We start from the raw sequence: 12451 nt of genomic DNA on the forward strand, positions 1-12451 counted from the left end.
CCACTTTTCGGGTCGATACTCTCGGAGCTGTCGGCCAATCAGGCCGCCCGCACATCCCTGAAGAAGGTCTCGACCGCGCCACGCAGATCCTGCGCCTCGCGCGCCAGCTTCTCGGCCGTGACCAGAACCTGGCTCGCCGAAGCCGTCGCCGATTCGGACGCCGCCGTGACGTGCTCCATCTGGTTGGCGACGTTCGCCGTGCTGCTGGCCGTGGCCTGGGCGCTGCTGGCGATCTCGGAGGTCGCGATCCGCTGCTGGGTAGTGGCGCCGGCGATGGCGACGGTATGCTGCGCGACCTCGCTCATGACGGCCGCGATCATCTCGATGCTGACGACGGCGTCCTGCGTCTCGCGCTCGAAGGCACCGATCTGAGCAGCGATCTCATCCGTCGCCTGCGCGGTCCGGCTCGCCAGCAACTTGACCTCTCCGGCCACGACGCTGAAGCCGCGTCCCGCTTCGCCGGCGCGGGCGGCCTCGATGGTGGCGTTGAGTGCGAGCAGATTGGTCTGGGCGGCGATGTCGCGGATCAGCCCGACCACCTTGGCGATGTTGCTCGCTGCCTGCGCCAGATTGGCGACACTGGTGCTCGCCGCTTCAGCGTCCTGCGCCGCATTGGTGACGACGCTGTTGGCCTTGCCGACACGCTCGGCGATTTCCGCGATCGAGGCGGAGAGCTCTTCGGAGGCGGCGGCGACAGCGCGGACGCTGTCGGACGCATCGAGCGAGGCGCTGCGCGCGCCGCCGGCCTGCGAGGTGGCGTCGGTCGCGATGGTGGAAAGGCTCCGCGCCGTCGCTTCCATCTCGCGGGAGCTGGCGCGCACCGTGTCGAGCACGGCTTCGATCCTGACGTCGAAATCGGCAATCAATTGCTCGCGCCTGGCTTGCCGGCCCGCCCTGGCGGCCTCGGAAGCGCGTGCATCGGCCTCGAGCGAACCTCGCGCCCGGGCGTTGTCGCGAAACACCACGACGGCGCGCGCCATGCTGCCGATCTCGTCTGGCCGCGACGTTGACGGAATGGCGTCAACCGGCTCGGAAAAGGCCAGGCGCTGCATCGTCTTGGCGAGGAGGCGCAGCGGCTTCGCTACCCGCCAGCGCACGACGATGAGGGTGAGGGCGAGGCCAAGCGAGATGACCAGCGTTCCGATCAGGATTTGCGTGCGAATGCTGTCCTTCTGGAGTTCGCTGAGCTTGCCGTCGATTGCGGCGCTGTCGGCGCCGCTGAGCGCCGCGAGGCGCTTGAGGGCAGCGTTCAGGGCCAGCCGATTGGCCCGGTTGCTTTCGTTGTTGGTGAGTTCGTTGACGGCGGTCGGGCCGGATTCGCGGCCCCGGCGCACGGCTTCCTCGCGGAAGAGGACAAAAGCTTCGACCTGGATCGCAACCTCGCGGAATGCAGCCTCGTCATCGGGTTTGACAAGCTGACGCCATTCCCCGAGCAGTCTGCGAATGTCGGCGAGCTCGGCCATGAGAGGTTTGGCGAATTGCTCGGAGTCCTGCGCGTCGCGACTCATGATCATGCCGCGCGTTTCCATGACGACCGCATTGACGAGACCATTCATGCGTTCGGCCATCAGCACCCTGCGCGAGGCTGCCTGCATGTCGTCCGTCATCGCGGCATAGCGGCTGAGCGTCTGGACGCCGATGAAGATCGTGAGCGCAGCCGCCAGCGCCAGCAAGGTCACGCTTGCGAAAATCTGGTTGGCAATCTTGCGCAAGGCGACCATCCATAGGCGCTGTCTCCCGTTCATCGGGCCGGTGCGCAAAGCCTGACCCGGGAGCCCCGCATAGTGGCGAGTAATCATTAAGCCGAGGTAATTGCCGGCCGCCTTGGGCTCGGCTGATTGACTTCCCCGGCCTCATCCTGTTCTCACACGGCCATGACCGACATCCAGACCATCGAGGCGGCCGCGACGACCGCCCCTCATGCGCGCCGGCGCACCTTCGCCATCATCTCGCATCCGGACGCGGGCAAGACCACGCTGACCGAAAAGCTGCTCTATTTCGGCGGCGCGATCCAGCTTGCCGGCGAGGTGCGCGCCAAGGCCGGCCGCCGCCAGACCTCCTCTGACTGGATGAAGATCGAGCGCCAGCGCGGCATTTCGGTCGTGACCTCGGTGATGACGTTCGAATATGGCGGGCATGTCTTCAACCTGTTGGACACGCCGGGCCACGAGGACTTCTCCGAGGACACCTACCGCACCCTGACCGCGGTCGATTCCGCGGTGATGGTGATCGACGCGGCAAAGGGCATCGAGGCGCGCACCAAGAAGCTGTTCGAGGTCTGCCGGCTGCGCGACATCCCGATCGTCACCTTCATCAATAAGGTCGACCGCGAGACCCGCGACCTGTTCGATCTGATCGCCGAGATCGAAACCACTTTGGCGCTCGATGTCGCGCCGATGACCTGGCCCGTCGGGCGCGGGCGCGAATTCGTCGGCACCTATGATCTCAAGGCCAATACCTTCCGCCGCAACCAGAAGGGCGACGAGACCACGCAGGACCTGGCGGTCTCGGGTCCCGATGATCCGCTTTTCGACACGTTGCTGCCTAACGGTGCGGCCGAGACCTGGCGCGAAGAGGTCTTCCTCGCGGCGGAGGGGCTCAAGCCGTTCGATCTGGAGTCGTTCCGCGAGGGCCATCTGACGCCGGTCTATTTCGGCGCGGCACTGCGCGACTACGGCGTGCGCGACCTGATCGATGCGCTGGGGGCCTATGCGCCGAGCCCGCGCGCGCAGATCGCCGACAAACGCACGATCGAGGCGGACGAGCCGAAGATGACCGGCTTCGTCTTCAAGATCCAGGCGAACATGGATCCCAACCACCGCGACCGTATCGCTTTCATGCGCGTCTGCTCAGGCAAGCTCTCACGCGGCATGAAGGCGAAGCTGGTGCGCACCGGCAAGCCGATGCCGCTCAACGCGCCGCAATTCTTCTTCGCCCGCGACCGCTCGATCGCGGAGGAAGCCTATGCCGGCGACATCGTCGGCCTGCCCAATCACGGCACCTTGCGCATTGGCGACACGCTGACCGAGGGCGAGGACATCGTCTTCAAGGGCGTGCCGAGCTTCGCCCCGGAAATCCTGCGCCGCGTCAAGCTGAAGGACGCGATGAAGGCCAAGAAGCTGCGCGAGGCGCTGCAGCAGATGGCCGAGGAAGGCGTCGTCCAGCTCTTCCTGCCGCATGATGGCGCGCCGGCGATCGTCGGCGTGGTCGGCGCGTTGCAGCTCGACGTGCTCAAGGAGCGCATGGATGTCGAATATTCGCTGCCGGTCGATTTCGAGCCCTGCCAATTCTCGATCGCGCGCTGGGTCTCGTCCGACGACAAGGCGGCGCTGCAGAAATTCGTCTCCCTGAAGCCGTCCTCGATGGCCGACGATCTCGACGGCGACCCGGTCTTCATGGCGTCCAGCCAGTTCACCCTGAAATACGACGCCGAGCGCGCGCCGGAGGTGAGCTTTTCCGATGTGAAGGACTATCAGAAGGTGGCGAAGAGCTAGAGATCGCTCGTGAATTCTACTGGCGAGGCCGCCTGACGCGACCGTCTGCGCTTCCGGTGCTCACGTACAGGACTATCAGAAGGTGGCGAAGGGATAGGCTTCGGCGTCATGGTCGGCCTTGAGCCGACCATCTCCTGAAGAACCGTCTCTTCCTACATGAGATTCTCGGGTCCAGGCTTTGCCTGGCCCGAGAATGACGCGTCTGGCTCACCCAGCACGGTTGCCCGAGACCACCGCCAGCGCCGCGACGAAGCGGTCGAGATCGGCTTCCATGATGTAGGGCGCCGGCGAGATCCGGATCGTGTTGCCCTTGGCGACGCCGCCGCGGCGCACCGTCATCACCTTGTGCTGGTCGCGCAGCGCCGCGACGATCGCGTTCGTCTCGGCTGGCGAGCGCTTGCCGGTCAGCGCGAAGGAGGTGATGCCGGCGACCATGGTGGCATCGTCGGGCGTCTGGATCTCGACACCCTTCAGCTCGCGCGCCTTGCTGACCCAGTAATTGCGCAGGTGGCGATAGCGCGCCTCCTTGGCCTGCGGGCCGATTTCGCGATGCAGCGCCAGCGCGGTCGGGACGGTGAGCTGGGCGGCGAAGTTCGGCGTGCCGGTGTGGACGCGGGAACGGACATCGTCGGCCTTGAAATCCTCATCGGCCATATAGGGATCGATATCGGCCAGCCGTTCGCGGGCGATGTAGAGCATGCCGACGCCGAGCGGCGCGCCGATCCATTTATGCAGATTGAAGCCGATGAAATCGATGCCGAGATCCTTGGCCTGGAAGTCGATCTGGCCCCAGCTATGGGCGGCATCGAGGATGACGTCGACGCCACGCGCCTTGGCCATGGCGGCGAGTTCCTTGACCGGCATCATCAACCCGGTGCGGTGGCTGATATGGGTCAGCAGGAGCAGCCTGGTCTTCGGATTGGCTTTCAGCGCGGCGTCATAGGCATCGAGTACGGCCTGACGGGTGGCGGGCTCGGGGATGTCGAATTTGGCGACCGTGACCCCGCGCCGATCCTTCAGCCAGTTCATGGCGTATTGCATCGAATCATAGTCGAGATCGGCGTAGAGCACGGTGTCGCCGGGCTTCAGCTTGTTGTAGCCCGAGATCAACGCTTGCAGCGCTTCGGTCGCGCCACGCGTCAGCGCGATCTCTTCCCGCGCGACGCCCAGAAAGGCGGCCAGCGGCGCGCGGACATCGTCGAGATCCTGCCCGATCCTGGTGCGGGCATAGACCGTGTTCTCGAAATTCACGAAGTCGGTCAGGCGCTTGTACTCGGCCTTCACCGGCTCGGCCATGATGCCCCAATAGCCGTTCTCGAGATTCACCATGTCGGGGGTGACACTGTAGAGGTCGCGCACTGCGCTCCAGTAGCTGGCGTCGCTGCCGAGATTGCTTGTGGGAAGCGCCGGCAGGTTGCGGGCTGAGGCCGGCAGGGCCTGCACTGCCAGTGTTGCGGCGCCGAGCCCGAGCAGGAGCGTCCGGCGGTTGGTCACGAGCGTCTGGCCTTGCATGATCATCATCTCCTCACTGGCGTTGCGGTGAGCTAGCGCTGCCCTGTTTCAAGGCTGTGACGGTCTCAGTAGAGGGGGCGGATTGAGGCGCACCGGAGCAAGGGCCTGACCGAGCGGTGGGCGTCGAGCCACCTTTCCGGGGGCTTGTCCGGCGCGGGACAGCGCGATGGCCTGGAAGGTGTTCCTAGGCTACACTCGCATATCCGGAGACCAACAAGGTCAGGCCGCATGTTCAAGCCATCGCGTCCCATGACGGCGTCGCTTGCGGCCACTCCGCATTTCGCCATGCTGGCGCAGCGGGCTGGCGTCGCTGCTCATCAGCCGAGGCTCTATCTCTTCTCCAATGTGAGCGGGCATATGGCGCGAGCCGGCGTGGACCGGATGGCGAGCGAGTTGGGGGCCAAGGTCTACCGCGTCGATCTGTCGATGATCGTCAGCAAATTCGTTGCTGAGACCGAGCGAAACCTCGATCGCGCCTTCCTCGCAGCCCAATCGGCGGGATCGATTCTGTTCCTCGACGAGGCCGACGCGCTGTTCGGCAAGCGGACATCGGTGAAGGATGCGCATGACCGCTACGCCGACCAGGAGATCGATTATCTCCTGCAGCGCCTGGAGCGCTACAACGGCGTCGCGGTCCTGGCGACACGGTCGCCGCCGCCGCAATTGAGCCTCAGCCGCATGCGCGTCATCACCGTGCGCTGGCCGCCGTGATTGCGATTGGCTAGAGCAATTTCCGATCCAGTTGGATCGTTCAATTGCTCTAGCTTTTTGTTTTAACGCGTTTTCTTCACGCGAACCGGTGTCCACTTCGCTCGAAAACGCTCTAACGATGCCCGGCCTTCAGGGCCTGGTCGAGATCGGCGTAGAGATCCTCGACATCCTCGATGCCGGTCGAGAGTCTGAGCAGGTCGGTGGGGCAGGGCGAGCCCGCACCCTCGATCGAGGCGCGATGTTCGATCAGGCTCTCGACGCCGCCGAGCGAGGTGGCGCGCTTGTAGAGCTCGACATGAGCCGCAGCCTTGATCGCCGCAGCCTCGCCGCCCGTCACCTGCACCGAGAGCATGAAGCCGAAGCCGCCTTCCATCTGGCGGGCGGCGATGTCGTGGCCGGGGTGCTGCGGCAGGCCGGGATAGAGCACCCGCGCCACCTGCGGATGGGCCGAGAGCCTTTGCGCCAGCGCCATGGCCGACGCGCTCTGGCGCTCCTGCCTGAGATGGAGCGTGCGCAGGCCGCGCATCAGCAGATAGGCCTCGAAGGGGCCCAGAATCCCGCCTTGCCCCTTGCGCACGGTCTTGATGCGATTCCAGAATTCGTCGTCCTGACGGGCGCAGAGCGCGCCCGCCACGACGTCGGAATGGCCGTTCAGCACCTTGGTTGCGGCATGCATGACGATGTCGGCGCCCAGCGTCAGCGGGCGCGTATGCACCGGCGAGGCGCAGGTCGAATCGACCGCGAGCCTGGCGCCGGCCTTGCGCGCGATCTCGGCCACGCCGGCGATGTCGGTGATGGTCCAGAGCGGGTTCGACGGCGTCTCGGCCCAGATCAGCTTTGTGACGCCAGGCTTCACGGCCGCCTTCACGGCGGTGAGATCGTCCGTCTCGACGAAATCGACGATCAGCCCCCAGCGCGTCGCTTCGGTCAGGAGCCAGGCGCGCAGAGCCCAGTACATCACCTTGGAGGCGACGACATGGTCGCCCGGCGAGAGCGCCTGGAAGACGGCGGTCGCCGCCGCCATGCCGGAGCCGAACAGCAGCGCGCCGGCCTTCGCCTCCTCAAGCATGGCGAGCACGCTTTCGGCCTCCCGGATCGTCTCGTTGTCGGGGCGGCCATAGACGAAGCCTGAGGAATAGGCGTTGTCCTCGTCGCGGATATAGGTCGTGGCGATATGAATCGGGGTGACCACGCCCTTGGTTTGCGGGTCGATCTTGCCCATGGCCTGCGCGGCGAGCGAGCGGGGATGGAGCGAGCGCTTGGACATGAGGCGATCCCGAATGGTTCCATGAGTGACTAGATCACATCGCATTCGGACGGCATCGTCCGAATGCGATGTGATCTAGTCCAAAAGTTGAGAGCATTGCTCTTGCGAAAAACCGGTATCCACTTTTTCGTGCAAGGCTCTGGGAATGGCCATGTGGAGCAGGGCAGGCAGGTGACGCAAGTGCGCGGCCTTGCCGGGGCCGCGCGCCTGCCCCATCTCGTACGCATGAGCACCCCATCCGCACTCCGCGCCCACAGCTCGGGCCCGTTCTGGCGCAATGCGCTGATCGTCATCGTCCCTGTCGTCGTCGCCTCGATTGTCGGCAGCGCAGTGACCGTGCCGCAGATCCCCGGTTGGTATGCGGGCCTCGCAAAGCCGGTCTTCAATCCGCCGAACTGGGTGTTCGGGCCGGTCTGGACCCTGCTCTTTGCGATGATGGCCTATGCCGTCTATCGCATTCTGCGCCTGCCGGCGGCGACGCCGGGCAGGGTGCAGGCGCTCGCCGTCTATCACGTCCAGCTCGCGCTGAACCTGCTATGGTCCTGCGTTTTCTTTGGGCTCAATAGCCCGGTCGGCGGGATGCTGGTGATCCTGCCGCTGCTGGCGCTGATTCTGACGGCGATCGCGCAATTCCGGCCGCTCGACCGGCTTTCGGCCGGTCTGCTCTGGCCCTATGCGGCCTGGGTTTCGTTCGCGACGCTGCTCAACGCCTCGATCTGGTGGCTAAACAAATAGGTTTTAGCCGATCGAGCGCTCGATGACCTTCATCACGGTGGCGCGCAGATCGGCGATGGTGAACGGCTTTACCATCACCTCGGAGACGATCGCCTCCAGGCTCTTCGCCCGCTCGCGCTGCTCGGCATAACCCGTCATCAGCATGATGGTCAGCTCGGGGAACTCCTGCTTCGCAGCGAGCGCGAGCGCGATCCCGTCCATCAACGGCATGCGGATGTCGGTGAGCAGCAGGTCGAAGCGGCCCTTCTCGGCGATCAGGATATCGAGCGCCTCGGCGCCGTCGGCCGCCATCAGGCAGGTATGCCCATCCATGGTGAGGCCGCGCGCCACGAGCGTGCGCAGGGGCTCCTCGTCATCGACGACCAGAATTCGCGACATTGTTCAGATCCCGGGCAAGCCAGCCTGATCGGCCGTCTCGATGACGCCGACATAAGGCAATTGCCGATAGGCGTGAGCAACGTCCATGCCATAGCCGACGACGAAATAGTCCGGGCATTCGAAGCCGATATAATCCGCCTTAATGTTGACGGCGCGCTTGCCGGGCTTTTCCAGCAACACGGCGCTCGAGACCTTGGCGGCTCCGCGTGCCGACAGCAGATCCTTGGCGAAGGCGAGCGTGCGCCCGGATTCGAGAATATCGTCGACCAGCAGCACCTCGCGGCCGCGCACGTCGCTTTGGACGTCGCGCAGGATCTCGACCTGGCCGGACGAGATCGTGGCGTTGCGATAGCTGGAGAGATGCACGAATTCGACCTGCGGAGTCATGCCGGCGCGATGCATGGCACGGATCAGGTCGGCGACGAACATGAAGCTGCCCTTCAGCACCGCCACCACGAGCAGATTCGGCGGCGCGTTCGCCGCGATCATCCGCGCCATTTCCTCATTGCGTTGCGCGATCGCGCCTTCGTCGTAAAGCACCCTGATGCGCCGGGCTTCAGCCATCGTCTCGTCGTCCTTTCGCGGCCGGCCGGGAACCGGCCAGCCTTTCGGCGCAGAATGTCGCGCGGTTCGTCTTTCAGGCAGGTTTATAGCATCCTCGCGGATCGGCCAGAGGCTCTATCCGGCTAGAGCACTGCGCGAAAAAGTGGGCACCGGTTTTTCGCAAGAGCAATGCTCTCAACTCCTGGAATCGATCACGTCGCATTCGGACAATTCCGTCCGAATGCGACGTGATCTAATGCGCGCTGGCGAGGCCTGTCGGCTTGGCCGAGGTGAAGCGCACCAGCACGGATTTTCCGGCCTCGGGCGGGGAGGCGAGCCTGGCACGGAAGCGGACGAGCTCGGCTGGCTCCAGGTTCGGTCGCGGCGGCTCTGTCGTCCATGTGTAGAGCGTCTGGCCGGCGGCATCCTTGACCGCAACCTCGATCGGCGGCATCGGCGCCCTGCCTTTGCTGATATTGGTCACGTCGCCCTCGACGACGAGGAAGCGATTCTGCCCGTCTTCGACCAGTCCGCTTTCGACGGCGCTCCAGCTGAGGCCGCGGATATTGATGGGGAGGCCGAGCTTCTCGAAGACGATGGCGAGCTGCGGCGCGCCGCGCACGGCGAGATTGCGCTGCCAGACGAGGAGGCCGAGCAGCGCTGCGCCGCCAAGGCCGAGCGCGACGAAGGCCGCAGCGTGGCGCGGGCCGAGTTGGCCGATCTTGGCGCCTTTCGTCGGGGGGCGCTTGCCTTTGCCGCGCTTGCGCGGTTGCGGTGGGGGGCCTCGACCGTGTCCGCGTGTTCGGAGGCGACGGCGCTGATCTGCGCGTCAATCTCGCTGGCGCGCTCGAGTTCCTCGTTCAGGAGGGCCTGCGTCTCCACCGCGCTGGGGGGCTCCGGAAAATCCTGCGCCGGGTCGACATGCCACAAGGTCTGGCAGGAGGCGCAGCGGACCTTGCGCCCGGCCGGGCCGAGCTTGGCCGCGTCGAGCTCATATCGGCTGGAGCAGGATGGACAGACGATCAGCATGGGCTTGCCAGACTCGGCTCCTTGCCTCGGTTGAATAGTCTTGGCGCCGAACAGTTTTGGCCGGCCTCGCCGGGAAGCCTTCACCGCGCACCATCGCGGTTCAAGCTTCGTTACCTACGGTTGCGGGCGCCGCTCTCCATTGAGCCGATTTATGGTTAACGCCTCGTGAAGAACCTGTGCGCCAAGGTGCCTGTCGCTCACGTCGCATTCCGGGGCGGCGTGCTTGAGGTGTAGGATCGCGAACGAGATTCGCAATGCGGCTCGAAGGGATGGCGGTTTGGTTCGGTTCGAGAATGTCGGCCTGCGATATGGCATGGGCCCGGAGGTGCTGAAGGACATCAACTTCAGCATCGAGCCGCGTTCGTTCCAGTATCTCACCGGTCCTTCGGGCGCCGGCAAGACCACGCTGATCCGTCTCGTCCTGATGGCGCTGAAGCCGACGCGGGGGCTGGTCAACCTGTTCGGGCAGGACGTCTCGCGCCTGGACGCGACGACGCTGACCGGTTTTCGCCGCCGCATGGGTGTGGTGTTCCAGGATTTCCGCCTGCTCGATCATCTCACGCTCTATGAGAATGTGGCGTTGCCCCTGCGCGTGCTTGGCAAGGAAGAGACGAGCTACCGCGCCGAGGTCGTCGAACTGCTCCGCTGGGTTGGGCTGGGCGAACGCATGCATGCGGTGCCGCCGGTCCTGTCGGGTGGCGAGAAGCAGCGCGCTGCGATCGCGCGCGCGCTGATCAGCCGGCCTGAATTGCTGCTGGCCGACGAGCCTACGGGCAATGTTGATCCCGGCCTGGGCCGGCGCCTGCTCCGGCTGTTCATGGAATTGCAATCGCTGGGTACGGCGGTGGTGATCGCGACGCATGATCTTGCGTTGATGGAGCTCTACGACGCGCCGCGTCTTGTCCTCGTCGACGGGCATCTGCATGTCGATGCATGACGCCGACAACGATGAAGCCGGGCATGAGGAACTGGCCTTGCCGCCGAACCTGCGGCGAGACCAGCCTCTGGTGCCGCTCGATTCGGTGGCGGGGCGGGCGCTGATGGCGGTCATTGCTATCCTCACCTTCCTGGCGGCGTTGAGCGCCGGCGCGGCCGTGCTGGCGGCGCGCGCCTCGGAGCAATGGCGCGGTGCGGTCGCCAATGAGATGACGATCCAGATCAGGCCGGATTCGCGCCGCGACATGGAGGCCGATCTTTCGCGTGCGGTGGCGATGGCGGCGGGCGTCGCCAGCATCGAGACGGTTCGCGTGGTGCCGAAGGCGGAATCGGACAAGCTGCTCGAGCCCTGGCTCGGCACGGGGCTCGATCTCGTCGAATTGCCCGTGCCCCGATTGATCGTGATCAAGCTGAGATCGAATGTCGGGCCGGATCTTTCCGCTTTCAGCGCCGCGCTGCGCCACGAGATTCCGAGCGCGATCCTCGACGATCACCGCCTCTGGGTGCGCCGGCTTTCGACCATGGCGAGCACCATCATCCTGTCGGGTGCCGCCGTCGTGCTGCTGGTGCTGACGGCGGCCGCGCTCGCTGTCGCCTTTGCCACGCGCGGCGCCATGGCCGGCAGCCGCGACAGCGTCGAGGTGTTGCATCTCGTGGGAGCCGATGATGCCTTCATCGCGCGTGAATTCCAGAGCCGCTTCGTCAGGCTGGGCCTGCGGGGCGGCGCGATCGGTGGAGCGGGCGCGATTGTCGTGATCGCCCTGCTCGGTTTCGTCGCATCGCGCCTGGGCGCGGCGCCCGAGGCAGAACAATTGCAGGCTTTATTCGGGGCTTTCGAGATCGGCTGGTCAGGCTATGTCGCGGTGATCATGGTGGCCGGGGTCGTGGCGGCGATCGCCGGGCTCGTCTCACGCTTCACGGTGCGACATTATTTGCGCGCGTTGGCTTAAAAAGCCTTAACCCTTGTGGCGGCAGGAATGTCGAGCTCGCCGCCGTTATGCCCGATTGGCGGTTTAACCTAACCAAGACATGGTGATGATCGGAAGCAGTCACGAGCATCTGCTGGCAGGACGAAACGAGCGATCCATGACGCCCGGGCAGTCCCGCACGCATGCGCCCGGCTGGAGCTGGCCAAGGCGTCTGGGTTGGCTCCTGGGCTGCATGCTGGTTGCCGCCTCCGTGGCGCTCGGGCTGGGCTATGCCGAATTCGCCTCCGGAATTGAGCCGCGGGAGCCTGTCGCCGTGCCGCGTACGGACGCGATCGTCGTCGTCACCGGCGGTTCGCAGCGCATCGGCGACGCCATCGGCCTGCTCGGCGCCGAGCGCGGTTCGCGCCTGCTGATCAGCGGCGTCAATGAGAAGACGAGTCGCGAGGAGCTCGCCAAGCTCAACCCCTCGGCGCGCGAGCTCCTCGCCTGCTGCGTCGATCTCGACTACCGCGCCCGCAACACCATCGGCAACGCCATCGAGACCCGCCGCTGGGTACGCCAGCATGAATTCCACTCGCTTTTGGTGGTGACTTCAAACTACCACATGCCGCGCGTGCTGGCCGAATTCGCCCATGCGATGCCGGGCGTGCGCCTCGTGCCGCATCCGGTCGTGACCGACCAGATCGACACCACCGGCTGGTGGCGGAGTTGGAACACAGTCCGGCTGCTCGGGCCCGAATACGGCAAATACCTTGTGGCGCGCCTGCGCAGCGCCTTCGAGGAAGATCCCGAGACGTCGCGGCTCTCGGTCATCATCGGCGGCCGCAAACCGGTTTCGCCCAAGCCCGCAGGGTTGCTCGGGCCAGACTATGAGAAGCGTACGCGCCTGCATGGCCATCAAAACAGCGCCTGATCCG

At 65.3% G+C, this 12451-nt stretch carries 12 protein-coding genes and 1 pseudogene; 6 read left to right on the top strand and 7 right to left on the bottom strand.

Annotated features, from left to right (window positions below; genetic code table 11):
* Positions 1-38: 38 nt before the first annotated feature.
* Complete coding sequence (locus RMR04_RS02300) at positions 39-1712, bottom strand: methyl-accepting chemotaxis protein (RefSeq protein WP_311912746.1); 1674 nt, start codon at positions 1710-1712, stop codon at positions 39-41.
* A gap of 162 nt (positions 1713-1874) precedes the next feature.
* Here RMR04_RS02300 and RMR04_RS02305 point away from each other — a divergent pair, with 162 nt between their 5' ends.
* On the top strand, positions 1875-3494 hold the full coding sequence (locus RMR04_RS02305) for a peptide chain release factor 3 (protein WP_311912747.1): 1620 nt from the start codon (positions 1875-1877) through the stop codon (positions 3492-3494).
* Between the two features lie 207 nt (positions 3495-3701).
* On the opposite strand, the gene RMR04_RS02310 is transcribed toward RMR04_RS02305, so the two are convergent.
* Positions 3702-5006 (bottom strand): aminotransferase class V-fold PLP-dependent enzyme, encoded by a 1305-nt coding sequence (locus RMR04_RS02310; protein ID WP_311912748.1) that lies wholly within the window; start codon positions 5004-5006, stop codon positions 3702-3704.
* A gap of 249 nt (positions 5007-5255) precedes the next feature.
* Between RMR04_RS02310 and RMR04_RS02315 the strand changes: the two genes are divergently transcribed.
* Positions 5256-5717 (top strand): ATP-binding protein, encoded by a 462-nt coding sequence (locus tag RMR04_RS02315; protein WP_311912749.1) that lies wholly within the window; start codon positions 5256-5258, stop codon positions 5715-5717.
* A gap of 112 nt (positions 5718-5829) precedes the next feature.
* On the opposite strand, the gene RMR04_RS02320 is transcribed toward RMR04_RS02315, so the two are convergent.
* A complete protein-coding gene (locus tag RMR04_RS02320; protein ID WP_311912750.1) occupies positions 5830-6984 on the bottom strand; it encodes a trans-sulfuration enzyme family protein in 1155 nt (384 codons plus the stop codon).
* A gap of 171 nt (positions 6985-7155) precedes the next feature.
* Between RMR04_RS02320 and RMR04_RS02325 the strand changes: the two genes are divergently transcribed.
* Complete coding sequence (locus tag RMR04_RS02325) at positions 7156-7719, top strand: TspO/MBR family protein (protein ID WP_311912751.1); 564 nt, start codon at positions 7156-7158, stop codon at positions 7717-7719.
* Positions 7720-7722: 3 nt separating this feature from the next.
* Here RMR04_RS02325 and RMR04_RS02330 read toward each other — a convergent pair whose 3' ends face one another.
* The 4 genes and pseudogenes from RMR04_RS02330 to RMR04_RS32055 form a co-directional block, all read right to left on the bottom strand.
* Positions 7723-8097 carry a response regulator gene (locus RMR04_RS02330; RefSeq protein ID WP_311912752.1) on the bottom strand — a complete coding sequence of 125 codons (375 nt, stop codon included), beginning with the start codon at positions 8095-8097 and terminating at the stop codon, positions 7723-7725.
* 3 nt (positions 8098-8100) lie between these two features.
* Positions 8101-8661 carry a hypoxanthine phosphoribosyltransferase gene (gene hpt, locus RMR04_RS02335; RefSeq protein ID WP_311912753.1) on the bottom strand — a complete coding sequence of 187 codons (561 nt, stop codon included), beginning with the start codon at positions 8659-8661 and terminating at the stop codon, positions 8101-8103.
* A gap of 232 nt (positions 8662-8893) precedes the next feature.
* Positions 8894-9262, bottom strand: coding sequence for an FxLYD domain-containing protein (locus RMR04_RS02340; RefSeq protein ID WP_311912754.1), 369 nt, complete (start codon positions 9260-9262; stop codon positions 8894-8896).
* 350 nt (positions 9263-9612) lie between these two features.
* Positions 9613-9669: pseudogene (locus tag RMR04_RS32055) on the bottom strand (hypothetical protein); the annotation flags it as partial.
* A 313-nt stretch (positions 9670-9982) separates the two neighbouring features.
* Here RMR04_RS32055 and RMR04_RS02345 point away from each other — a divergent pair.
* The 3 genes from RMR04_RS02345 (at position 9983) to RMR04_RS02355 (ending at position 12447) form a co-directional block, all read left to right on the top strand.
* Positions 9983-10606: a cell division ATP-binding protein FtsE gene (locus tag RMR04_RS02345; protein ID WP_410492309.1), complete on the top strand. Its 624-nt coding sequence runs from the start codon at positions 9983-9985 to the stop codon at positions 10604-10606.
* The gene (locus RMR04_RS02350) at positions 10599-11555 is read left to right on the top strand and encodes a cell division protein FtsX (protein WP_410492310.1); all 957 of its coding nucleotides are present in this window, start codon (positions 10599-10601) and stop codon (positions 11553-11555) included. Before RMR04_RS02345 ends, RMR04_RS02350 begins: the two co-directional genes overlap by 8 nt.
* A gap of 136 nt (positions 11556-11691) precedes the next feature.
* Complete coding sequence (locus tag RMR04_RS02355; RefSeq protein ID WP_311912758.1) at positions 11692-12447, top strand: YdcF family protein; 756 nt, start codon at positions 11692-11694, stop codon at positions 12445-12447.
* The last annotated feature ends 4 nt before the right edge of the window (positions 12448-12451 follow it).

This window comes from Bosea sp. 685 (assembly GCF_031884435.1).
Taxonomy (GTDB): Bacteria; Pseudomonadota; Alphaproteobacteria; order Rhizobiales; family Beijerinckiaceae; genus Allobosea.